Raw genomic sequence first — 22830 nt, 5'->3', positions numbered from 1 at the left:
GGAGCATGGTATGGGAAGCTTAAATGATGAAATAAAGGTACTTCAAGGCAAGATCAAACGGTCGGAACGTTTGACTACTGCAGGACTGGTTGTATTTGCAGCTATTCTGATTGCAGAGACGGCCGGTGTTTTTGAGGTAGGGCATGGCATCATGCCGGCTATTGCCATTGCGCTTGTTATCATACAGATATATAAATCGAACTATCGTAAGAAGTTAAAGCAGAAAGAACAGTTGGCGAAAGAGGTGGAGGTACGTACCCAGGAAATACGCTCGGAACGTGATGCTGTTCAGGAAGAATCCCAGAAGCTGGCGGCTGCCTTATCTGCTTTGGCTGAGGTCCAGGATGAACTGGTGCAGCAGGAGCGGATGGCTACTGTGGGACAGCTCACAAAAGGATTGGTAGACCGTATTCTGAATCCATTGAATTATATCAATAATTTCTCCAGCCTGTCCTCTACATTAATAAAGGATTTGAGGGAAAACCTGGAAAAAGAGAAAGAACGGCTTTCTAAAGATACGTATAACGACTCTTTGGATTTGCTGGATATGATGGAAGGCAATCTGGGTAAAATATCGGAACATGGCTTTAATACAGTACGCATTGTAAAGGCAATGGAAGAGTTGTTGAAAGACCGCCGTGGCAATACAACACAAACGGATATAAACAACTTATGCCGTATTACCCTGGATAAACTGAAGAAATCATATGAAAAAGAAATAGAAGAAAAGAAAATCAATATTATTTTCGACGGTTTGAATTTGTCTTTGATGATGGAGGTTAATATGGAGCAAATGAGCAATGTGCTGTTCGGTTTACTCCAGAATGCTTTATATGCCGTGTTAAAGAAAACTGAAAAGGTGGCTTTTAATCCGGAAATACTTCTGAAACTAAAGGTCGACGGAGACAAATTGCAGATAACCATACGTGACAATGGTATTGGTATTGCAGATAATATAAAAGAACGGATTTATTCGCCGTTTTTTACCACCAAACCTACCAGTGAGGCTGCTGGCATAGGACTTTATATATGCCGAGAAGTGGTGCTGAACCATAAAGGAACGGTAGAAGTAAAAAGCGAACAGGGCGATTACACTGAGTTTTTGATAACAATTCCGGTTTATCAGCCTCGTCCGGCCACACATGATAACGACGAAGACGAATAATAGTATATGGAAGATCAGAGTAAGGAAATAGAACATCTGCGATTGCAGATAAAGAACCTTGAGAAGCTATCTTCTTTAGGCATGTTAAGCGCTGGTATTGCCCATGAAATACAGAATCCGCTTAATTTTGTTATTAATTTCAGCAAACTGTCCGGCAAGCTTGTAGATGACCTGGAAGATATACTGGAAGAAGAAAAAGAGATTCTTTCGCCCGAAATATGGGGGAAGTTGACTTCTATTCATGAAGAGTTTACGGACATATTGAATGATCTGCATGAAAACCTCCATAAGATAGAAGAGCACGGTAATCGCGCTACGAGTATTATACGCGGCATATTGCTTTATTCAAGAGGGAAGGAAGATGAGTATGTGCCAACCAATATCCAGCAGTTGGTGAAGGAGTATGTATGGCTCTCATACCATTCGATGCGTGCCAACTATAAAGGATTTAATATAACGATACGTGAGTCGTATGATGAATCTATTCCGATGATGAACCTTATCCCGCAGGATTTCAGCCGGGCCGTTCTTAATATAATGAATAATGCCTGTTATGCTGTATATAGTAAGTCTAAAATATCCTCGTTGGATTACCAACCTACTATTTCCATAGACCTGAAGAAGGTGGGAGATCAGGTACGCCTTAGTATTGAAGATAATGGAACAGGGGTGCCCGAAAATATTCGCAATGCGGTATTTGAAGCCTTTTTTACAACAAAACCTGCCGGTGAAGGGACAGGGCTAGGTCTTTCCATCACCAAATCTATTATAGAAGAGAAACATCACGGAACTATTCAACTGGAAACGAAAGAGGGCGAGTTTTCCCGTTTTGTCTTCCTTATCCCATTAACGAATAAATAAACTGCGGTATGGCAATTAAGATATTAAGTGTAGACGACGAACTGGACCTGGAGGTTTTGTTAACCCAGTATTTCCGGCGTAAGATACGGAAGGGCGAATATGAGTTCGCTTTTGCCCACAATGGATTGGAAGCACTGAAGTTGATGCTTGACCAACCGGATTTCGATATTATATTAAGTGACATTAATATGCCGGAAATGGATGGTTTGACCCTGTTGACCAAGATTAACGAAATGCGCAATCCGGCTTTGAAATGTATTATGGTTTCAGCTTACGGGGATATGGAAAATATCCGTACTGCAATGAACCGTGGTGCGTTTGACTTTGCAACGAAGCCTATCGATATGGAAGACCTGGAACGTACTATAGAGAAAGCCGTAGAGCAAATCGCCTTTATAAAAGAGGCGCAGAAAGAGCATAATCAGCTGGAAGCTATACAGTATGACCTGACGGTTGCGCGCGATATACAGCAGTCGATTTTACCGAAACAATTCCCTCCGTTTCCACAATATTCGCAGTTTGATATTTATGCTACGATGAATGCGGCGAAAGCCGTAGGAGGGGATTTCTATGATTTCTTTCTGATAGACGACAATCATTTGGGCTTTTCCATAGCGGATGTCTCCGATAAAGGCATTCCTGCTGCCATATTTATGGCTATCAGCCGTACGGTTTTACGGGCTACGGCTTTGCGCCAGTTATCCCCGGCAAGGGTATTGCAGCAATCGAATGAATTGCTTTGCAGGGAAAGTGTCAACAATATGTTTGTGACTGTATTTTATGCCATCCTTAATATTCATACCGGCGAACTTGTTTTCTGCAACGGAGGACATAGCCGTCCGGTATATATTCAACATGAAGGAGACGTTTCGATGTTGCCGCTGACCGGAGGTTTGGCTTTGGGGGTAATGGAGAATGCAACCTATCAGGAGAAGACGATCCGCCTGAAAGCCAACGACAGCCTGTTTTTGTATACGGATGGCATAAGCGAGGCTATGGATGGCGATTATAACCAATATGGCAACGAACGTTTGATTAAGGTATGTCGTTCTATGAAAAATATGTCGGCTAAAGAGATGGTCGAAACTATGAACAAGTCTGTTTGCGAATTTGTGAATGGAGCTTTACAGAGTGACGATATAACCATGCTGGCATTAACGTATAAAGGTGAATAGTTGCCTGTCATTCCAAGGGCAGCCGTAGATCAAAGGCACTGGTAAACCCGGAGATTGAAACGGTTTTCCGGCGAATTGGATCGGGCTAATACTTATTTTAGGGGGTTAATGGTTATACATATCCTTATTGTAAAAGTTCAGAATCTCTATCAGCATATCGTGAGCTTGATGAGCGGGGCTGTCCGGGTTTAATTCCATTGCTGATAAATAGTTGTTGAGTGCTTGTTGGAAATTTCCATTTTTGCGATAGGCGTTTCCCCGAAGATAATAGGCCTCGTCAGACATTGGGTTTGTTGCAATGAATTCATCCAAAAGTCGAAGGGCATCATCTGTTTCACCATTGAATATAAGCTCTTTAATTTTTTTCATCTTCTTTTTAAGTCTTGATAGTTGGGTTTGCAAAACTACGAAAAATTGTTAGTAATGTACTTTTACTGTAATTATTTATGTATGTTTGCACTCGATTTCCAAAAGAAGTGAAGATATTATGCAGAAAAATTTGGTAATAGTGGAGTCACCTGCTAAGGCAAAGACCATTGAAAAGTTCCTTGGTAAGGATTACAAGGTCATGTCTAGCTATGGTCATATCCGCGATTTGAAGACAAAAGAATTTAGTATTGACATTGAACATAACTACACTCCTCAGTATGTTATTCCGGCTGATAAGAAAAAGCTGGTAGCAGAATTGAAGACAGAGGCTAAATCAGCGTCACAAGTATGGCTGGCGTCCGATGAAGACCGCGAGGGGGAAGCTATATCATGGCATTTATATGAGGTGTTGGGACTAAAGCCACAAAATACCAAACGTATCGTTTTTCATGAAATTACCAAAAATGCTATTCTGCATGCTATTGAAACACCACGCGATATAAATATAGATTTGGTAAATGCTCAACAGGCACGCCGTGTGTTAGACCGTATTGTAGGATTCGAACTGTCTCCGATTTTATGGAGAAAGGTGAAACCGGCTTTGTCTGCCGGACGTGTACAGTCTGTGGCTGTCCGTTTGATTGTAGAGCGTGAACGCGAGATTAACGACTTTGTTTCCGAAGCGGCTTTTCGCGTAATAGCAAACTTTATCTTGCCTGACGGGACTACTATCCTTAAAGCTGAACTTAATAAACGCCTGAAAGACAGAGAAGAAGTGAAAGCTTTTCTGGAATCTTGTAAGAGTACTTCTTTCAGTATAGATGATATAACTACCAAGCCGGTAAAAAAATCGCCGGCGCCTCCGTTTACTACTTCCACTTTACAACAGGAAGCAGCCCGTAAATTAGGATACTCCGTATCGCAGACAATGATGATAGCACAGCGTTTGTATGAATCGGGATTGATTACTTACATGCGTACCGACTCCGTGAATTTGAGTGACTTGGCTTTGGGTACTACAAAGGAAGCTATTTTTGATACATATGGCGAAAAATATTATAAGTTCCGCCAATATCATACAAAGAGTAAAGGTGCACAGGAAGCTCACGAAGCTATCCGGCCTACTTATATCAGTAATGAAGATATAAGCGGGACAGCTCAGGAAAAGAAATTATACGAATTGATCCGTAAACGGACTATTGCTTGCCAGATGGCCGATGCAGAATTGGAACGTACCACTATATCTATAGGAATAGGGGATAAGAAGGAAAAGTTTGTTGCAGTAGGCGAGGTAATTGCATTTGATGGTTTTTTGCAAGTGTATCGCGAGAGTTCGGATGACGAAGGCGAAAAAGAACAAGAGAACGGGTTGTTGCCTCCTGTTTCTTTGCATGAGTCATTGGTCTTAAAAGATATGGTTGCTACGGAACGCTTTACCCAGCGTCCTCCCCGTTATACGGAAGCAAGCCTGGTTCGTCGTTTGGAGGAATTGGGCATTGGCCGTCCGTCAACTTATGCTCCGACAATCCAGACGATTCTGAATCGCGAATATGTAGTGAAAGGTGACAAAGAAGGTACACAACGTTCTTACTGTGTCATCTCTCTGTTCGATAATAAAATCAAAGAAGTTGATAAGGTTGAAACTGTAGGGGCTGATCGCAATAAGCTGATGCCTACGGATATAGGGACTGTAGTGAATGATTTTCTGATGGAATATTTCCCCTCTGTTCTCGACTATAACTTTACGGCAAGCGTTGAGAAGGAATTTGATGCTGTTGCGGATGGCGAATTGGATTGGACGAAAGCAATTGATAAATTCTATAAAATGTTCCATCCCATTGTAGAATCTACCTCGGCAGTGAGAACAGAACATAAGGTAGGAGAGCGTGAGTTGGGGATTGATCCGAAGAGTGGTAAGCCTGTCTTTGTTAAGATTGGCCGTTATGGTCCGGTGGTTCAGATCGGACAGGCCCGTACAGATGATAAAGATGCCCCTAAACCTCAATTTGCTACTTTGATGAAAGGGCAATCTATAGAGACTATAACTTTGGAAGAAGCACTGAAACTATTCGATCTTCCTCGTAAGATAGGAGAATATGAAGGAGCAGAAGTTGTTGCGGCAGTGGGACGTTTCGGACCTTTTATCCGTTTTAAAGGTAAGTTTGTATCTATTCCTAAAAATCTGAATCCTCTTACGATTACGATGGATGAATCGATTGAGTTGATAGAAGCCAAACGCAGTAAGGATGAACAACGCTTCATGAAGAAATTTGATGAAGAACCTGATCTGGAAATATTAAATGGCCGTTATGGTCCTTATATCGCTTATAAAGGCTCTAATTACAGGATTCCTAAATCGGTTGAACATCCCGAAGAGCTGACTTTGGAAGAGTGTCAGAAAATTATTGCTGAAGCAGCCGATAAACCTGCTACGACGAAAAGGCGTACGGCAAAGAAGAAGTCTTGAAAAAGCTTACCATACCGCAATACAACTTCTATAAGCATAAATATGGTGATGAATTGCTTATAGATGTTGTGCGTTTGGACTTTATAAAGAAATATATGGTGGAGCACCCTGCTCATACCTTGACATATTTTGATATTACTTTAATAACAAAGGGAGAAGGGGTGTTTTGCGTAAATGGGACAGAAATGCTATTCAGGGAGGTTTTCCCTTTATTTGTTGTCAGTAATCGCCTTGTATTTTCTATTTTTGCCTTCATCAACTTATAAATAAATGTAAAGTTATGAAGAATGAAATACAAAAAGAGGGTATTGCAGAATTGATTATTTCTCTGGAGAAACAGGCTTTAGAGATTTGGAATAACGGTAATCCTGACGCTTATCTGGCACTTTCTGATACGGATGTGGTGTATTTTGATCCGATGTTGGAGCGGAAAATGGAAGGACTGGATCAGTTGACTGCTTATTATGAACGGGCGAGAGGCATGGTACATGTTGACCGTTATGAAATGATCTGCCCGGTTGTTCAGGCAACAGAAGATATGGCTGTCCTGACATTTAACCTTAACTCGTATGAGGGAGATAAAGTTTACAAATGGAATTGTACAGAGGTTTATCGCCGTAATTCTGTCAATGAATGGAAAATAATACAAACCCATTGGTCGCTGGTAAAGCCGTTAGGAGATAGTATGTAAATTGAAATAGGGTTATAGGCGCGGTGTTATGCGTCTATACCCGTAAACTCTTTAAGTGCATACCCTATCAGGAAGCTTAATGCGGCAACACTGAAACTCAAGACGGCCATTTCGGTAAAACGTTTGCGGAAACTTTCACTTCGGGCTACCGAATAGTAGTAGTTAAACAACGCTATGATGGTTAATGCAATGGCTAACATAATACCCAAAGCTATAATAACATGGCTGATAAAAATGAAAGGCGCTACTAATGCTGCGACAGTGAAGATATATGCAATTCCGGTATAAACAGATGCTTTTACCGGATGTTTGCCGTTTCCGTCGGATTTGGTGGACAGGTATTCGGATGAAGCCATTGAAAGGGCTGCGGCAATGCCTGTGATACTACCGGTCAAAGCTATCAATTTTGAGTCACTTAATGCCAGCGTAAAGCCTGCTAAAGCGCCGGTGAATTCAACCAAAGCATCGTTTAATCCCAGTACTACAGATCCCATATACTCCAGGCGTTCTTCGTTGATCAGCCCGATCAGTTGTTGCTCGTGCTCATCTTCATCTTTTGATATTTGTATGAGATCAGGGTAATCCTGAAAAGCAGCATAATTGTCTTTGGCATTTTCTTCTCCCAACTCCATTAGCTTGATGGCAAAAGTGATGCCCAGAATACGTGCCAGCCAATAAAATTTGAAGATTCTCCATTTGTCTGGTTTGACTTCTGTTTCCGTATATTTTTTCAGAATGCTGTAATGTCCGTTTTCTTCGGCAGCAATGCGTAAGAGAATGTTCTTGTTTGCAGCATCTTTTTCTATAGCTGCCAGCCGGGTATAAACAATACTTTCTGTGGCTTCATTTTTCTGAAGCCGCAGAAGTGTTTGTTTGGTATGTGTGCCTATTTCCATAGTCCGGAAATTACATTCTTTCCGGAACATCAATGCCTAGTAATGACATACCTTCTTTTACAATCTTTGCAACATTGGCCGAAAGCATTAGGCGGAAGTTTTTCAGTTCCGCATTCTCTTCGCGAAGGATCGAGAAATCGTGATAGAATTGGTTGTATTCTTTTACTAAATCGTAGGTGTAGTTTGCGATACAAGCCGGACTATATAATTTTCCTGCTTCTTGTACGATGTTTGCAAAGTCTGCAATCATCTGGATCAGATTCTCTTCTTTTTCGGAGATCGTAATGTTGGTAGGCAGTTGAGCCGGCAATACGATACCTTGTTCTGTTGCCTTACGAAGTACGGAACGTATACGTGCGTAAGTATATTGGATAAAAGGACCTGTGTTACCATTGAAGTCAATGGATTCCTTTGGATTGAAGGTCATGTTTTTACGAGGATCAACTTTCAGAATGAAATATTTTAATGAACCTAATCCTACGATACGGGCAATATTTTCAGCTTCTTCGGGTGTCATCTCATCCAGCTTGCCTAGCTCTTTTGAGATTTCGCGGGCTGTATTTATCATTTCCTCCATCAGATCATCGGCATCAACAACGGTACCTTCACGACTTTTCATTTTGCCTTCCGGTAATTCTACCATTCCATAAGAGAAATGAACCAGGCCTTTTCCAAATTCAAATCCTAATTTATCCAATAAGATTGAAAGAACCTGGAAGTGATAATTTTGTTCGTTGCCTACTACATATATCATCTTGTTGATAGGGTAGTCGTCAAAGCGTAGTTTGGCAGTACCAATATCCTGGGTCATATATACGGATGTTCCGTCTGCACGAAGTAATAATTTTTCGTCTAGTCCGTCTTTGGTGAGATCGGCCCATACTGATCCGTCTTCACGACGATAGAAGATACCTTTGTCGAGTCCTTCCATCACTTTGCCTTTGCCTTCGAGATAGGTTTGGGATTCGTAGTATATTTTGTCGAAGTTCACTCCCATCATTTTATATGTTTCATCGAAGCCTGCATAGACCCAGTTGTTCATCATTTCCCACAAGTTACGAACTTCTTTGTCTCCTGCTTCCCATTTACGGAGCATTTTACGGGCTTGAGACAATAGAGATTTATCGAACCATCTAGATAATGTGTTAATAATATTTGTTTTTAAAAGATGATGATTGCTGTTTAAATTTTGATCAAGAAAAATTGTTATTGCTTGTTTGAAATTAGGATTTTCTTCAATGTTATAACTTCTAAAAAAGAAGTAGAGTTTGTTGGATATGTTTTTTATAGTCCTAGGAGAATATATGTCTAGTGTTTTAACACCAGGCATATAATTATTAAGATTGTTAATTTTTTTTTGTATTTGTTGTTTCCATTTTTTTGCAAATAATACATAGAAATCGCCAATCAAGTGGTCGCCTTTCTTTCCGGTGCTTTCGGGTGTTGCCCCATTGCCCCATTTTTGCCAGGCAAGCATTGATTTGCAGATATGGATACCTCTGTCGTTTACGATATTTGTCTTTACAACCTTGTTGCCGTTTGCTTTCATAATTTCAGATAAGCTGAAACCTAACAGATTGTTGCGAACGTGTCCCAGGTGAAGGGGTTTGTTTGTGTTTGGCGAAGAATATTCTATCATTACCAACGGAGACTGTTCTGTAACCGGAACGATGCCGTATGAAGGTTGTCCGTTTATCGTGTTCAACAGGTCAATCCAGCATGAGCAGGCAATTGTCAGATTAAGGAATCCTTTTATTACATTAAATTCATCTATGGCCTTTTCATTCTTTACCAGATATTCACCTATTTCCTGCGCTGTTTGTTCAGGAGATTTTTTAGACATGCGTAGAAATGGAAATACTACTAAGGTAAGATGCCCTTTGAATTCTTTTTTTGTCTTTTGTAATTGCACTTGGCTGGTTGGTACTTCAACACCGTACAGCTCTTTAATGCCGGCTATAACTGCCTCGGTAATCTGTTGTTCGATAGTCATAATCGTATATTACGTATGTTCGGATTTGTTTTTGTTTGCAAAGGTATAAAAAAAAGCCGTCCCTGCTATTGGGTACGGCTTTTTGCTATAAGAAAGGAGATTATTCTTTCTTATTTAATAAGTTCTGAAAGTTCAGCACCTGCTTTGAATTTCACAGTTTTGCGTGCCGGAATGTCAATTGGCTGTTTTGTTTTTGGGTTAACGCCTTTACGTGCAGCTTTTTCACCTACAGAGAATGCACCGAATCCCAGAAGGGCTACTTTACCTCCGGCTTTCAATTCGCCAGATACTGTTTCTACAAAAGCTTCTACAGCTTTTTTTGCATCCACTTTGCTTAAACCAGACTTTTCTGATACAGCATTAATAAATTCTGTTTTGTTCATGATGGTTTGATAGTTAATATATTAAACAAATCTTCCTAATAGTCCAAACTTGCTGCCAAATGTAATTCTAATTTAATATACAACAAAGAAAAATAATGTTTTTTTTATTGATTTACTATGTTTTAGTCGCAAAGACATCGAAATGTAAGTAAAATATATTTACCTTTGCCTTTAAATAGACACATTTTATGATGAATCAAAACGGAACGGGATTTTTTAACAGCATCCCGACAGTAACTAAAAATATTATAATAATTAACCTCCTTTTCTGGGTAGCAAGTCTTGTTTTGCCAAAGGTTGGCATTGATTTAGTTAATTTGTTGGGCTTGCATTTTCCCGGTGCAACCGACTTTAAAGCCTATCAGTTTATTTCATACATGTTCATGCACGATACTCATTCGTTTGCACATGTCTTTTTCAATATGTTTGCTGTGTATATGTTCGGGCGTATATTGGAAAATGTTTGGGGACCGAAACGCTTTCTTGTCTTTTATTTAGTTACGGGAATTGGTGCAGGCCTTATACAGGAACTAGTATGGTTCTATAATTTGCGTGATGTCCTGTTTGCTAGTCAGGATATGATAAATATAGGTGGCGCACAAATCATACCGAAGAGTGAATTCCTGAATTTCTTTGTAACGATTGGTGCTTCCGGTGCAGTGTTTGGTATCTTGCTTGCATTTGCCATGTTATTCCCGAATGTACCATTATATTTGATGTTTATCCCGATACCAATCAAGGCTAAATACTTTGTTGTATTTTATGGTTTAGCCGAATTATTCCTGGGCGTTGCCAGCTTTGGTGGTGATACGGTTGCCCATTTTGCCCATTTGGGAGGTATGTTGTTCGGATATATATTAGTTCGGTATTGGAAGAAGAAAGATGCAGACAATGGACGGTATTTTTACTAATTTGAAGCGTACGTTTCAATCAGGTAATATCCTGGTGAAACTTATATATATAAATATAGGATTGTTTGTCGTTATTCGGCTGGCCAGTGTGTTGTTTATGCTGTTTAATATAGGAAATACTTCTTTCCTGCAGTATTTACAGATGCCGTCATCTCCGGAGCTTTTGCTTTATAGGCCGTGGACAATCATCACATACATGTTTACCCATTTCGATTTCCTGCATATCTTGTTTAATATGCTTTGGCTATATTGGTTTGGGGGATTATTCCTGAATTTTTTTAGCGAACGCCAATTGGGGGGGCTGTATGTCCTGGGAGGTATAGCCGGAGCCATATTCTTTATGATAGCATATAATATTTTTCCTTATTTTCAAACCGTAGCTGCAACCAGCTATCTGATGGGAGCTTCAGCATCGGTTATGGCTATCGTATTTGCCGTTTCGTTTTACAGGAAAGATTTAGAGATAAATTTATTGTTAATAGGTCGTGTACGTCTTATCTATTTAGCTATATTTACATTGGTAATAGACTTTATGGCTATTACGTCTGATAATGCAGGAGGGCATATAGCTCATATTGGCGGAGCTTTGTTTGGTATTTGGTTTGCTTCCCGTATTCGTGTGGGGAAAGATTTGACGGCTCCTATGAATCGTGTAATAGACTGGGTTGTTAATCTTGGCAAACCTAAACCGAGAATGCATGTGACTTATAAACGTTCTGAGACAGATTATGAATATAATGCCCGTAAGCATCAGGAGTCAGTTGATATAGATGCTATACTGGATAAACTGAAACGTTCAGGGTATGAAAGCCTTTCTGCAGACGAAAAGAAAAAGCTTTTTGATGCCAGTAAGAAATAATGAACCGGATGAAAACGCTACGATTGTTTTTGCAATTTTTGTTTGTGATCGCTAATATCATAGTGGTTGTTTTATTTATATTAGCGGCTTATTCGGATAGATTTTCTCCGGAGAAGAGTTTATTGTTTTCTTATTTGGGATTGGCATTTCCTGTACTCTGTGCATTGAATATCTGTTTTATATTATATTGGTTATTCTTATGGGAATGGAAATTCTTATTGATAGGTGTGGTATCTTTCCTTATTTGTTGGACTCCTGTCAAAAATTATTTCCCTTTTCACTCTCCGGTGAAACCTGTTCCGCAGGAAAATGTGTTAAAGGTGTTGACTTATAATGTAATGGGGTTTGGGTATAAAAACCATACCAAATATAGCCCTAATCAGATAATCGAGTACATAGCCAATTCGGATGCCGATATTGTCTGTTTGCAGGAATATGCCGAGCATAAATCGGAGAAATATCTCACTCGTAATAAGATTTTCAGCGCATTAAAAATGTACCCGTACCGTTCTGTTTTTACTTTGAGTAGCAATAAGCTTATGACGTTCGGTATTGCTGTTTTTTCCAAATACCCCATTTCGGAATCACGGCGGATTAAATATGATAGTAATTTCAACGGCTCCTCTGTGCATCAGGTCAAGGTTAAAGATAAAAATATCACATTGATAAATAATCACCTGGAATCATTTAAGCTTACCTCTGAAGATCGTTCCCGTTATTCTGCTTTTATTAAAAATATAGGCTCTGATACTTTTGACGAATTGCGTGGTGCTATTCAGCAAAAGTTAGGCCCTGCATTTATTATTCGGGCTAAGCAGGCTAAAACAGTGGCAAGTGAAGTAGAAAAGGCTAAGAATGGTTACATTGTTGTGTGTGGAGACTTTAATGATACGCCTATTTCATACGCTCACCGTACTGTTCAAGGGCCTTTGGTAGATGCTTTTTCTGAATCGGGAAGAGGTATAGGTGTTTCTTATAATCAAAATTTCTTCTGGTTCCGTATCGATAATATCCTTCATTCATCTAATATGAAGGCAATGAATTGTACGGTTGACAAAGTGAAATATTCAGATCATTATCCGATGTGGTGTTATCTGCAACTTGACAAATAACAGCCACACCGTATTATTTATTCGTCATCTTTTGCTGCATCAAAGACTTCCCCGAACAAGTTCTCTACAAAGAAGAATGTCGCATTGCAGAATAATGACGGATCTTTTATAATTGCAATTTTATTGCTTTTGCCATTGTTTGCAATTACATCTTCTGCTACATACGTCTTGTATTTTTTCTCGTTCTTGGGATCATATTGATATACGATGTTAGATATCACTATTTTGTATTGTTCTTCTTCGCAATTAATGTGCATTCTGTATTTCAGTACCGTTTTATCGTTATCGTTCAGAAGTAGTTCTACTTTAGAACTTACGGATATAGAGCCTTTGCCTTTATTGGAAGATACGTTGGATAAAAACACATCTTTTCCATAGCTCTTTTTGGCCCATTTGTTTATGGCATTGAACAAATCGTCTTTGCTCATTCCTTGCATGTCTACTTTGTCGCTGTAGACAACTTTTCCATCTTTCATGGGTGCGCAATCGCTTACAGAACCTTTATGTCCCTGTGCCATACATAACACAGGGAATAACATACATATAAATAATAATACTTTTCTCATCTTTTATTGTTTATTTGATCCATACATTTGTAATTTCGCCTAAAATGGAAACTTGTTGTCCATCCGGAGTTTCTCCTTGTTTTTTACATTCTATTATCATCCATGCGTTGTCGCTGGCATCATCTTTGTTAAGGAAAGATATCTTGTAGATCCCTTCGTTGCCGATTGCTTTATAAACATGGCTGTTAGGGTCAATGGAGAAAGATGCCACCTTTCTGCCAAATATCGTGCTGATTCCTTTCCATGCGGCATTCGTTTCGGTCAATTCGGTTGCACTCTCCGGCACGATAGTTATTTTGCTGTCTGGGAGTAGCTGAAGTATGGTGCTTGGTATTTGATCCGGTTTTACGGAGATAAAGCCTTTCATAGGTTTGCTGGCAGTTGCTGGCTCTGCAGTCATAGCCGGACTAAGAGGGGTTGCAGGAACTACGGAGGCGGTAGGCGCAGTTGGTGCTACTGGTGTTGTAACTGCAGATGCTATCTGTTGCGGGTTTGTCTGAAGATTGAGTGCAGCCAATGCACTGTCCATTGTTTTGTTTACATAGTCTATTGTTGATTTGCGGAATTTGGCAAATCCCCGTACTAACGTACCTTTCTTGTTGATTGCATTTTTGTCCGTAATTATTTCTTCTGCAGTATATTTCTCAGGTTCCCGTTGATAAGAAACGTCGTAGGTATATCGGATGGCAGTTATTTTCATGATACAATTATGTCCTTTGCATTCGATAGTCATTTGGAAAGACATAAGTGCACGGTCTAGCGAAATGGCTGTACTTGTGAAAATAATGTAATTATTGCCTATTGCAGCTATTTCTCCCTTTCCTTTATTGGTATAAACAACCCGTTCTTTTTCATTGTTAAAATATTCTTGTGCCCATTTTAACAAAGTGTCATATATTTGGTCTTGCGACAGAGAAGGCGCGTTAAACTCTTTCGTGAATACTACTTTGCCGTCTATTTCGGGAACAGCACCAGCCAGATATTGTTGATCTTTCTGGGCTGATAATAAAGCCGGAATAAATAATAATAACAATAATAGTCGTTTCATGGTTCTAATTTTCTTTATATTTTACAGACAAAGATATACATTTGCGTTCGAAATAAACTATGAGAGTGACAAATAATTAATCTAATTGGTCTTTATCAAAGAAAAAAAGTCTATATTTGCACCCTGTGAAAAAACAAAAATAAATAATGTAATAACATAAACATAAGATTCAAATGCAAAACAAAGGATTTGTGAAGGTCTTCGCGGTGTTACTTACGCTTGTTTGCTTGTTCTATTTGTCATTCTCGTTTGTGACAAGATATTACAACAATAAAGCCGCTGAGTATGCAGGTGGAGATCCTGCGAAAGAGACTGCTTATCTGGACTCTTTATCTACTCAGAAGGTATGGCTGGGCTATACATTGAAGCAATGCCGTGAAATGGAAATCAGTTTAGGTCTTGACCTTAAGGGAGGTATGAACGTCGTTCTCGAGTTGAATGTTGCCGATGTTATCCGGTCGCTTTCAAACAATAATCAGGACGAAAACTTCAATAAGGCGTTGGATCTGGCATATGCTCACCAGGCTACCAGCCAGAAAGACTTCATTGATTTATTCGCAGAAGAGTATAAAAAGTTGGACAACGGTGCACGTCTGTCTGCTATTTTCAGTACTTTCGAGTTAAAAGATAAAATCACACCCCAGAGTTCTGATGCTCAGGTAATCGCTGTTTTGAAAAATGAATTGCAGAGTGCTATCGATAACTCATTTAATGTATTACGTACCCGTATAGACCGATTCGGTGTGGTTTCTCCAAACATCCAGCGCCTTGAAACGGCAGGACGTATCCTTGTTGAACTTCCGGGTGTTAAAGAACCGGAACGTGTACGTAAGTTGCTTCAGGGTAGTGCAAACTTGGAATTTTGGGAAACTTACCAGTTGCCTGAAATCTACCAGCAGTTAATTGCTGCCGATAATATATTGGCTACCGTATTAAGTAGCGAAACATCCGATTCTACTGCAGTAGTTGCCGAAACGGCTACCGTTGCAACCGAAGACGCTGCAACAAGTGATGCCGATTCTCTTTTGGCTCAGATTCACCAGGAAAAACCGGACGCTGCAGCTAGTGCCAATATGGAAGAGTTCGCAAAACAACATCCGCTGTTTGCCCTTTTGCAGGTTAACCAGTATAACGGACAGCTTGTTCCGAGCGCTATTGTTGGTATAGCTAACGTAAAAGACATTGACAAAATCAACGAATACCTGAACATGAAACAAGTAAAAGATGTGTTACCTCGTAACCTGTCTTTGAAGTGGGGTGTTAAGGCTATTGATGAAAAAGAACAATATTTCTATTTGTATGCTATCAAACAGACTAACCGTGACGGTTCTCCTGCTTTGGGTGGCGATGTTGTAACGGATGCTAATGCCGATTTCTCTCAGGAGGCAGGCCGTAACGAACAGCTAGTTAGTATGACTATGAATGCCGAAGGCGCAAAGGCTTGGGCGCGTTTGACAAAAGATAATATCGGCAAAGCCGTTGCTATCGTTCTTGACGATATGGTTTATTCAGCTCCGAATGTACAAGTGGAAATTACCGGTGGACGTTCACAAATTACAGGTAATTTTACTCCGGAAGAAGCAAAGGACTTAGCTAATGTGTTGAAATCAGGTAAGATGGCTGCTTCTGTGCAGATCGTACAGGAAGATGTTGTTGGTCCGTCTCTTGGTCAGGAAGCTATCAATTCAGGTGTTATTTCATTTGCATTGGCACTTGTTTTATTGATGATTTATATGTGTGCATTCTACGGAATTATTCCGGGTCTGATTGCCGACGGTGCTTTGATATTGAATATCTTCTTTACGATGGGTATTCTTGCTTCATTCCAGGCTGTCCTTACTTTGCCGGGTATTGCCGGTATGGTGCTTACGTTGGGTATGGCAGTAGATGCTAACGTGTTGATTTATGAGCGTACAAAAGAAGAACTTCGTGCAGGTAAATCGTTAAGCAAAGCTATTGCCGATGGTTATAGCAATGCATTTTCTGCCATCTTCGACTCAAACTTGACATCAATCATCACAGGTGTGGTATTGTTCTACTTCGGTACCGGTCCTATCCGTGGTTTTGCTACCACAATGATTATCGGTCTGTTTGCATCATTCCTTACGGCAGTATTCTTAACACGTATTGTATATGAAGCTCTGTTGGCTAAAGATAAATTGAAGAACGTAACATTTGTTACTTCTATCACGAAAGACTTGTTGACAAATCCGAAGATCAACTTCCTTGCTGCACGTAAGGTGGGTTACCTGATTCCGCTTGTCATCATCGTATTGGGTGGTATCTCAATGGCAACAATCGGTTTGAATAACGGTATCGACTTTACGGGGGGACGCAACTATGTTGTCCGTTTCGACCAGAATGTTAAGACCGATGAAGTACGCAATATGTTGGATGCCCAGTTGGATGGTGCGGTAAGTGTTATTACAATCGGTACACCCAATCAGGTGCGTATCTCTACAAACTATAAGATTGCGGATGCAAATCCTGCGGTAGATCAGGAAATTGAATCCAAATTGTTTGAAGGTGTTAAGCCTTTGCTACCGGAAGGGACAACCTTGGACCAGTTTACTTCTACATATATTCAGAGCTCACAGAAAGTAGGTCCAAGTATGGCAGACGACATTAAGAACAGCGCTATCCTGGCGGTAGTATTCGCTATGTTCTGTATGGCTGTTTATATCCTGCTTCGTTTCCGTGACATATCATTCTCTGTTGGAGCATTCGCTTCTGTAGCCGTAACAACATTGTGTATTATTTCATTCTATACATTGTTATGGAAACTGTTACCGTTCTCAATGGAAGTAGACCAGACGTTTATTGCTGCTATCCTTACCATTATCGGTTACTCTATCAATGATACGGTGGTTGTATTCGACCGTATCCGTGAAACAATCGGTTTATACCCGAAACGTGACCGTTATCAGGTAATCAACGATGCGTTGAATTCTACATTATCCCGTACATTCAATACATCATTAACAACGTTGGTGGTTGTGTTGTGTATCTTCATCCTGGGTGGTAGCACAATTCGTAGCTTTACGTTTGCTATCTTGTTAGGTATTGTTGTCGGTACATATTCTACTCTGTTCGTTGCAACCCCTATCGCATATGAATTACAGAAGAAGAAAATCAATAAGAAAGCAGTAAAAGAAGCTGCAGGGAAGTAAAAGTTTTTAAAAGGCTAATAGATAAAGTGAAAGGAGACAATCTGAAAATTGTCTCCTTTTTTGTATTAAATAAGTAATAAAATGGAAATGGGAGAGAAATCCTTTTCGTTTTTCTGCAATGTTTATGTCAAGCAAGCAGAAAAGTTAGTAACCTTAGATCAGATAAAGGAGTTGATAACCAATGGAGTTTTGCGCCGGAACACCTTCGAGATCCGCTGATTCCGCAAGGAAGGTCGTACGGATGAAGCCGGCCGCCTTAAGCGAAGCCTGCCGGCCATCACCGTCTGTGCACGTTTTGATGGCGAGTGAAAGTCCGACAAGGCTACCGCTTACACCGGATTGTGCTTTGTAGGCATCGACCATGCAAGGCAGTAGCCTGCCGTGCTGATCGACCGTTGCAGGCAATTGCCTTACGTCCTTTTTGCACATGTGAGCGTGAGCGGAGAAGGAGTGCATCTGGTGGTGAGTTGTGATAACGACAGTCCGGACAGTCATGCTTTCTACTTCCAGTCTGTTTGCGATGCTGTGAGTTGGACTCCTTGGCAGCTTCCCAGATGACGTTTATAACCACCTCCCGAGAACACTTTTGGAGTTGATGCCAAACGATTGTAGAAAGGAGGATAAAGACCTCGATTTGCTGTCGGTCCTGACCCTTCTGAGCTTTGCTATGCCGGGAGTATTGGGCAGGCTGAATGGTACTATCTATTTCACGCCCGTTTTTTGTTCTATAGTAGGCGAATCGGCCTCCGGCAAAGGACGTGTGGCATCTATGGTGCATATTCTGGATCGTTGGCGGGAATATAAAGAAAATTAGTAATGAAGACCGTGATAGCGTGGTATTGCGTTACCGTATATCCCTTTCCGTATCTGTATGATACTAACTGCGCTGCGCAAAGCGGAAGCCGGTTGGATGGTTTGCAACATGACGGTAGCGGACGAAGATTTTGAAACGGCATTTGGTATAATCATGACCTGCCTTCGTCATGCCTATATGGTAGGAACGTCGCTCGAACATCGCAAAAAAGAGGTAACTTATACTTTTTCGTATGTACAGTTAAACCTGTTTGCAGACATGCCGAAATGCTTCACAAGAGCACAAATGATAGTGTTCGTGGAGAGCTTAAATGTGAGCGAGAGTAGTGTGGATCGTTTGCTTAAAAAGTCTCTTCGTAAAGGTCTAACTACCTCAGATAGAAACGGTCACTACGAGAAAACTTTGAAAGGCGAAGAAATTACACGATTTGGAACACCCCCCGAAGAAGGTGACAAAGTGAACTTTTATATGACCTATTATTAGACTGCATATTTAATGTTATTTTGGTAGTCATTTTATCGAAAACAAATAGGCAACCAAACCAAACCGGGTAGGCAACCGGTTTCGGGTATAAACAAATGCAATAAATCGCTTCCTTTTATCATTTATATATATATTATGTACGCGCGTACATAATTTTAAGGGGTACTTGCAAAATACATGTATATTGTATATTGGTATTTGATATAAGTGTTTGAGAAACAGGAAGTAAACTTGGTGATGGAATGACTAGGGAAAACGATCGTTTTCATTCGTCATTGCAAAGGTACATCTTTCTTTTTATCGTGCAACCCTTTTCTTAATTTTTTTTCTTCTGTATCTTCTTTCTTATCAACACTATAACTTATCTGTTACAAAACAATCCCTTTCTTAAACAAACCTCCGAAATCAGGCAAAAAAATGACTAGTGAAAACGATCGTTTTCACTAGTCATTTTTGTACGGTATTGATATTTAAAATGGTTGAATCATAGATTTTTATAAACACTATTATTAATATTAAATGAAAAAAAGTATGAACAAAAGATTTTCTACTCTTTTGGCTACCGCTCTGGTAGCCGGTGGACTATCAGCAAATGCGCAGAGTTTGTATTATTCAAGTCTGAATGATTTGAAGGATGGCACACGTGTGCAGTTGGCTGATCCTACTTCTTGCAGCAAAGAATACACAAATGCTTTCGTTGTAGAGTCGAATGATGGTTTGACTTTAGCTTCTAAAAAGCTGAATAGCAGAGCTACTAGTTTTGATTTGACAGCAGATATTGACACTACTAGCTATGCCGGTGTTGATTCTACATTATGGACAGTAAATGTAAAAGTATCGGGAACGGCTCGTTCTTACACATTGAAAAACACACAAGGTGTAAAGCTGATCGTTCCATCTGTTACAAACTCTAAGGACGGAAATAACGGTAAATTAGCAGGTGTGAAATTTGTAGCTTCTGGTATTGACGAATGGGCTTACGATGGTAAATGTTTCTATGCATTTAAGAATGACTCCGTATTTTATTTGACTTATGAATCAGATCAATTGGTGCTTAATTCGGTAAAAGGAACATCCGCATCTGCACTTTCTGGTGTAACAGCTTCTTTAGTCGTTCGTCACCCGCAAGAATCGTTAACATTGACGGCAAAAGACTTTAATGCTTTCATGAAAAAATTTGGTGGTAAAATGTATTTCAACCAGTCTGAAGTGAAAGATGCTCCTCAGGATGTAAATCAAGGTAAGAACATCCTGACAGAAAAAACTTGGACAGCTTATCAGGCTAACGTAAAAAGTACTGCAAATGCAGACTCTATTCCTGCTGTAGGTCAGAAATCTTGGGGCGTTGCCGGTTCTGGTCTTGGCAAATTGGTGCCTTCTGTAGATGATGCAGACTCTTTGTTGGTATTGTGGTCTGCTACAGACAAGAAAGCATTGGTGGTTGATACTACTTACCTGAAAGGCTCTTTTGCTCCGGCAGACACAAACATGGTAATTGATGAAGCAGTAAGAATGCCGGCTTGGACATTGGCTTTGGCCGATACGGTTCCTACATTTGGCGTTAATCCGTTGGCTGGCGAACAAATAGTTGGTGGAAAAGTAAACCGTCCTATCGGTTCTGCTGTGTTCGTTGTAAAGGTCAGCGTTGCAAATGATTCTATTGCTATCCGTCCATACAACTTGCCTAAGTTTGATTCTCAGACAAATGCATTCTCTGATAGCCTGGTTGCCGACTTTACAATGCAAGAAGGTGCAACAAAGATGGTAGCAGGTAACTTTACAGTACCGGCTCCTGCTTTGAGAGTATTAGGTTCTTCTGTTTATCTGGTAATGGATACGGCTAATAATAATACTTCTTTCTATCCGTTGATTCAGCCGTATAAAGCGGGCGATGTTCCTTCTACGGTAGGTGCAAACATCGATGTTAAGAAGGTATATACACTGAAATATCTTGATGGCGACAATAAAGACAAGTATGCTGTAGCTCCGTTTACTGCTGCTGCTTTGACTGGTTCTGCTGCTGCAGTTGTTGCAGATGCTGTTGAAGAAACAGATGTAAATGCTCAGTTTGTTGTTAAGAAATTGGGTGAAGGTATTTATGAAATTATTAACCGTGCAACAGGTAATAAAATTCACTCTGGATTCGTAGGTGCCGTAGAAGGTAAGGACGATACATTTACAATCTCTGCCGGAACAATTCAGTTGACTGATGCAAAAGTATCATTCAGCGGTGATAAAGATTATAGCGGTTATTTGTTCTATGAAGCAGCTAAATTGCCTAACATCATGTTCCAGGTAACTTCTGCTTACGAATATCTTGGTAATATGTATCTTCAGGGTAATAAGGAAGGCAAAGTAATCCTTGCCGATGATGAGAGCGCAATGTATCTTGAAAAAGTAAATGCTGCTGCCTACGGTGCTGCTAAGACAGATGATGTTCCTCAGTTGTATCGTCAGTCATATAAGATGAAAGATAAAGATGGAAAATATCTGGTACGTGTAGAAAATGGTCAGTATACAATGAAAGCAACATCTGCCGATTATAAAGCTACAGACAGTGCTGCTGTATTCTTGATCAAGGCTTGCGCAAAGGATCAATATCAGTTGGTTGATACTGCTGGTTTCGTAGCAATGAAGAACGATACAAAAGCCGGTGTTGCTAAAGCTGCTGATTATGTGGCAACTAATGCTGATTATGGCTATAAGGTAGCTATATTGGATGCCCAGGCTGCTGCTCCTGCATTGGATACAATAGCATTGGCTTCTTCATCAAAAGTTGCTCCGTTTGTATTTAAAGAAATGGCTGCTCCTGCTGTAAACTTCAAGGCTGAAGGCCATCAGGTACTTAAGAGCGGCAACGATATGCTGGCAATCGGTAAGAATAATGTTGCTGTGGTTGCTCAGGAAGGTAATAGTCTAAAGGCTGAAAGCTTTACTAAAGACGACTTTACATTCTATTTTGATACTGTAAACTATAAAGCCGGTGAAACTGCTTCATATTATGTATCAAAAGCAATTGCAACAGAATCTGAAACAAAAGTTCTTTCTGGTGAACGCATGTATATGTGGGCTGCAAAAGATTCGCTTAATAGCGAAAATCCAGTTTACAAATATAGTGGTGCCGCTCGTTTGATGTTCCGTCCGGCAGAACGTTATGGTGTAGATTCATTGTTCGTAACTAATACTGATAGGGATACAGTATCTTTGGTTGCAGGTACTTCTAAAGATGCAACTCAAGGTAAGATACTTCCGGGTATTAATAACTTCCGCTTCATTTTGGAATCAGATCGTGATAATGAAGGTTCATTCTTCTTGAAGACGGCTGATAATAAATATGTTTCTAATATTAATGGCTATCTTGTAGTTGATTCGCCTGATGCAGTAAAGATGTCTACATCTCTTGTTACAGTTGATACTCCAACCGGCAACGAATCAACAGAAGCTAACACTATCAGTGTAGTAGCCGGCGAAGGCAACGTAACAGTTTACGGTGCTGCTGGTAAGAAAGTAATCGTATCTAACGTATTAGGTCAGAAGACTACAATTGTTGCAACTTCAGACAGTGAAGTGATTGCTGCTCCTCAAGGCGTTGTAATCGTAGCTGTAGAAGGTGAAGCAGCAGTTAAAGCTGTTGTGAAGTAAGCAATTGCATAATTGATAAATAATCTAATTAATTATCCGTGAGGCAAAAGGAGTGGTTGTAAGGCCACTCCTTTATAAGCCAATTAGCCTGCGACAGGCGAACAAGCGGATAAATATTAATACTAAAGTAATAAATTAAAAGTTCTGGCTGTTTGTATATCTGTGAGGAACGAAGACAGCTAAAAGGCAAAAGCCTCTCCGAATCAGATCGGGGAGGCTTTTTAT

At 40.1% G+C, this 22830-nt stretch carries 21 protein-coding genes; 14 read left to right on the top strand and 7 right to left on the bottom strand.

Annotated features, from left to right (window positions below):
* The first annotated feature begins 10 nt into the window (after positions 1-10).
* Genes C4S38_RS04435 through C4S38_RS04425 form a run of 3 tightly spaced genes read left to right on the top strand, consistent with a single transcriptional unit; the run spans position 11 to position 3201 of the window.
* Entirely contained in the window at positions 11-1165 is a 1155-nt protein-coding gene (locus C4S38_RS04435) for a sensor histidine kinase (protein WP_103982711.1), read from the top strand.
* Positions 1166-1171: 6 nt separating this feature from the next.
* A complete protein-coding gene (locus C4S38_RS04430) occupies positions 1172-2026 on the top strand; it encodes a sensor histidine kinase (protein WP_099464398.1) in 855 nt (284 codons plus the stop codon).
* A gap of 8 nt (positions 2027-2034) precedes the next feature.
* Positions 2035-3201, top strand: coding sequence for a PP2C family protein-serine/threonine phosphatase (locus C4S38_RS04425; RefSeq protein WP_103982710.1), 1167 nt, complete (start codon positions 2035-2037; stop codon positions 3199-3201).
* Between the two features lie 105 nt (positions 3202-3306).
* On the opposite strand, the gene C4S38_RS04420 is transcribed toward C4S38_RS04425, so the two are convergent.
* Entirely contained in the window at positions 3307-3570 is a 264-nt protein-coding gene (locus C4S38_RS04420; RefSeq protein WP_099464396.1) for a tetratricopeptide repeat protein, read from the bottom strand.
* 118 nt (positions 3571-3688) lie between these two features.
* On the opposite strand from C4S38_RS04420, the gene topA reads away from it, so the two are divergent.
* Genes topA through C4S38_RS04405 form a run of 3 tightly spaced genes read left to right on the top strand, consistent with a single transcriptional unit; the run spans position 3689 to position 6728 of the window.
* Positions 3689-6037 (top strand): type I DNA topoisomerase, encoded by a 2349-nt coding sequence (gene topA, locus C4S38_RS04415; RefSeq protein WP_103982709.1) that lies wholly within the window; start codon positions 3689-3691, stop codon positions 6035-6037.
* Positions 6034-6303 (top strand): hypothetical protein, encoded by a 270-nt coding sequence (locus C4S38_RS16010; protein ID WP_234999286.1) that lies wholly within the window; start codon positions 6034-6036, stop codon positions 6301-6303. Before topA ends, C4S38_RS16010 begins: the two co-directional genes overlap by 4 nt.
* 14 nt (positions 6304-6317) lie before the next feature.
* The gene (locus tag C4S38_RS04405) at positions 6318-6728 is read left to right on the top strand and encodes a YybH family protein (RefSeq protein ID WP_103982708.1); all 411 of its coding nucleotides are present in this window, start codon (positions 6318-6320) and stop codon (positions 6726-6728) included.
* 26 nt (positions 6729-6754) lie between these two features.
* Here C4S38_RS04405 and C4S38_RS04400 read toward each other — a convergent pair whose 3' ends face one another.
* From C4S38_RS04400 to C4S38_RS04390, 3 genes are all read right to left on the bottom strand, one after another.
* The gene (locus tag C4S38_RS04400; protein ID WP_103982783.1) at positions 6755-7624 is read right to left on the bottom strand and encodes a VIT1/CCC1 transporter family protein; all 870 of its coding nucleotides are present in this window, start codon (positions 7622-7624) and stop codon (positions 6755-6757) included.
* A gap of 10 nt (positions 7625-7634) precedes the next feature.
* Positions 7635-9617: an arginine--tRNA ligase gene (argS, locus tag C4S38_RS04395; protein WP_103982707.1), complete on the bottom strand. Its 1983-nt coding sequence runs from the start codon at positions 9615-9617 to the stop codon at positions 7635-7637.
* 110 nt (positions 9618-9727) lie between these two features.
* Positions 9728-10000, bottom strand: coding sequence for an HU family DNA-binding protein (locus C4S38_RS04390; RefSeq protein WP_099464393.1), 273 nt, complete (start codon positions 9998-10000; stop codon positions 9728-9730).
* A 188-nt stretch (positions 10001-10188) separates the two neighbouring features.
* On the opposite strand from C4S38_RS04390, the gene C4S38_RS04385 reads away from it, so the two are divergent.
* From C4S38_RS04385 to C4S38_RS04375, 3 genes are read left to right on the top strand one after another with little or no spacing between them, the layout of a single operon-like run.
* Complete coding sequence (locus C4S38_RS04385) at positions 10189-10911, top strand: rhomboid family intramembrane serine protease (RefSeq protein ID WP_099464392.1); 723 nt, start codon at positions 10189-10191, stop codon at positions 10909-10911.
* The gene (locus C4S38_RS04380) at positions 10892-11770 is read left to right on the top strand and encodes a rhomboid family protein (RefSeq protein ID WP_103982706.1); all 879 of its coding nucleotides are present in this window, start codon (positions 10892-10894) and stop codon (positions 11768-11770) included. The genes C4S38_RS04385 and C4S38_RS04380 overlap by 20 nt, the downstream gene beginning before the upstream one ends.
* An 8-nt stretch (positions 11771-11778) precedes the next feature.
* A complete protein-coding gene (locus C4S38_RS04375) occupies positions 11779-12882 on the top strand; it encodes an endonuclease/exonuclease/phosphatase family protein (RefSeq protein ID WP_103982782.1) in 1104 nt (367 codons plus the stop codon).
* A 17-nt stretch (positions 12883-12899) separates the two neighbouring features.
* On the opposite strand, the gene C4S38_RS04370 is transcribed toward C4S38_RS04375, so the two are convergent.
* A complete protein-coding gene (locus tag C4S38_RS04370; protein ID WP_103982705.1) occupies positions 12900-13448 on the bottom strand; it encodes a DUF4468 domain-containing protein in 549 nt (182 codons plus the stop codon).
* A gap of 10 nt (positions 13449-13458) precedes the next feature.
* Positions 13459-14496, bottom strand: coding sequence for a DUF4468 domain-containing protein (locus tag C4S38_RS04365; protein WP_103982704.1), 1038 nt, complete (start codon positions 14494-14496; stop codon positions 13459-13461).
* Positions 14497-14669: 173 nt separating this feature from the next.
* Here C4S38_RS04365 and secDF point away from each other — a divergent pair, with 173 nt between their 5' ends.
* Positions 14670-17666: a protein translocase subunit SecDF gene (secDF, locus tag C4S38_RS04360; RefSeq protein ID WP_103982703.1), complete on the top strand. Its 2997-nt coding sequence runs from the start codon at positions 14670-14672 to the stop codon at positions 17664-17666.
* A 153-nt stretch (positions 17667-17819) separates the two neighbouring features.
* On the opposite strand, the gene C4S38_RS15705 is transcribed toward secDF, so the two are convergent.
* On the bottom strand, positions 17820-18029 hold the full coding sequence (locus C4S38_RS15705; protein ID WP_146059449.1) for a hypothetical protein: 210 nt from the start codon (positions 18027-18029) through the stop codon (positions 17820-17822).
* A gap of 18 nt (positions 18030-18047) precedes the next feature.
* Between C4S38_RS15705 and C4S38_RS15700 the strand changes: the two genes are divergently transcribed.
* The 4 genes from C4S38_RS15700 to C4S38_RS16270 all read left to right on the top strand — a co-directional run bounded on the left by C4S38_RS15700 (position 18048) and on the right by C4S38_RS16270 (position 22605).
* Positions 18048-18224, top strand: a complete 177-nt coding sequence (locus C4S38_RS15700) for a BT4734/BF3469 family protein (protein ID WP_146059448.1) — start codon at positions 18048-18050, stop codon at positions 18222-18224.
* Between the two features lie 37 nt (positions 18225-18261).
* Positions 18262-18480: a hypothetical protein gene (locus C4S38_RS04350; protein WP_103982701.1), complete on the top strand. Its 219-nt coding sequence runs from the start codon at positions 18262-18264 to the stop codon at positions 18478-18480.
* A 57-nt stretch (positions 18481-18537) separates the two neighbouring features.
* Entirely contained in the window at positions 18538-18963 is a 426-nt protein-coding gene (locus C4S38_RS04345; protein WP_103982700.1) for a hypothetical protein, read from the top strand.
* A gap of 531 nt (positions 18964-19494) precedes the next feature.
* Positions 19495-22605: a DUF6383 domain-containing protein gene (locus tag C4S38_RS16270; protein ID WP_103982699.1), complete on the top strand. Its 3111-nt coding sequence runs from the start codon at positions 19495-19497 to the stop codon at positions 22603-22605.
* The last annotated feature ends 225 nt before the right edge of the window (positions 22606-22830 follow it).

The sequence above is a fragment of the Parabacteroides chinchillae genome (assembly GCF_900108035.1).
In the GTDB taxonomy this organism is placed as follows: domain Bacteria; phylum Bacteroidota; class Bacteroidia; order Bacteroidales; family Tannerellaceae; genus Parabacteroides; species Parabacteroides chinchillae.
This window is presented reverse-complemented; position numbering and strand designations above follow the sequence as displayed.

What these genes read in the sequence shown, in the direction of transcription:
- C4S38_RS04405 (WP_103982708.1), top strand. Translation starts at nt 6,318, where the DNA reads ATGAAGAATGAAATACAAAAAGAGGGTATTGCAGAATTGATTATTTCT.
- topA (WP_103982709.1), top strand. Translation starts at nt 3,689, where the DNA reads ATGCAGAAAAATTTGGTAATAGTGGAGTCACCTGCTAAGGCAAAGACC.
- C4S38_RS15705 (WP_146059449.1), bottom strand. Translation starts at nt 18,029, where the DNA reads ATGGTCGATGCCTACAAAGCACAATCCGGTGTAAGCGGTAGCCTTGTC.
- C4S38_RS04430 (WP_099464398.1), top strand. Translation starts at nt 1,172, where the DNA reads ATGGAAGATCAGAGTAAGGAAATAGAACATCTGCGATTGCAGATAAAG.
- C4S38_RS04390 (WP_099464393.1), bottom strand. Translation starts at nt 10,000, where the DNA reads ATGAACAAAACAGAATTTATTAATGCTGTATCAGAAAAGTCTGGTTTA.
- secDF (WP_103982703.1), top strand. Translation starts at nt 14,670, where the DNA reads ATGCAAAACAAAGGATTTGTGAAGGTCTTCGCGGTGTTACTTACGCTT.
- C4S38_RS04385 (WP_099464392.1), top strand. Translation starts at nt 10,189, where the DNA reads ATGATGAATCAAAACGGAACGGGATTTTTTAACAGCATCCCGACAGTA.
- C4S38_RS04380 (WP_103982706.1), top strand. Translation starts at nt 10,892, where the DNA reads ATGGACGGTATTTTTACTAATTTGAAGCGTACGTTTCAATCAGGTAAT.
- C4S38_RS04375 (WP_103982782.1), top strand. Translation starts at nt 11,779, where the DNA reads ATGAAAACGCTACGATTGTTTTTGCAATTTTTGTTTGTGATCGCTAAT.
- argS (WP_103982707.1), bottom strand. Translation starts at nt 9,617, where the DNA reads ATGACTATCGAACAACAGATTACCGAGGCAGTTATAGCCGGCATTAAA.
- C4S38_RS04425 (WP_103982710.1), top strand. Translation starts at nt 2,035, where the DNA reads ATGGCAATTAAGATATTAAGTGTAGACGACGAACTGGACCTGGAGGTT.
- C4S38_RS04345 (WP_103982700.1), top strand. Translation starts at nt 18,538, where the DNA reads ATGATACTAACTGCGCTGCGCAAAGCGGAAGCCGGTTGGATGGTTTGC.
- C4S38_RS04350 (WP_103982701.1), top strand. Translation starts at nt 18,262, where the DNA reads ATGCCAAACGATTGTAGAAAGGAGGATAAAGACCTCGATTTGCTGTCG.
- C4S38_RS04365 (WP_103982704.1), bottom strand. Translation starts at nt 14,496, where the DNA reads ATGAAACGACTATTATTGTTATTATTATTTATTCCGGCTTTATTATCA.
- C4S38_RS04370 (WP_103982705.1), bottom strand. Translation starts at nt 13,448, where the DNA reads ATGAGAAAAGTATTATTATTTATATGTATGTTATTCCCTGTGTTATGT.
- C4S38_RS16270 (WP_103982699.1), top strand. Translation starts at nt 19,495, where the DNA reads ATGAACAAAAGATTTTCTACTCTTTTGGCTACCGCTCTGGTAGCCGGT.
- C4S38_RS04420 (WP_099464396.1), bottom strand. Translation starts at nt 3,570, where the DNA reads ATGAAAAAAATTAAAGAGCTTATATTCAATGGTGAAACAGATGATGCC.
- C4S38_RS04435 (WP_103982711.1), top strand. Translation starts at nt 11, where the DNA reads ATGGGAAGCTTAAATGATGAAATAAAGGTACTTCAAGGCAAGATCAAA.
- C4S38_RS04400 (WP_103982783.1), bottom strand. Translation starts at nt 7,624, where the DNA reads ATGGAAATAGGCACACATACCAAACAAACACTTCTGCGGCTTCAGAAA.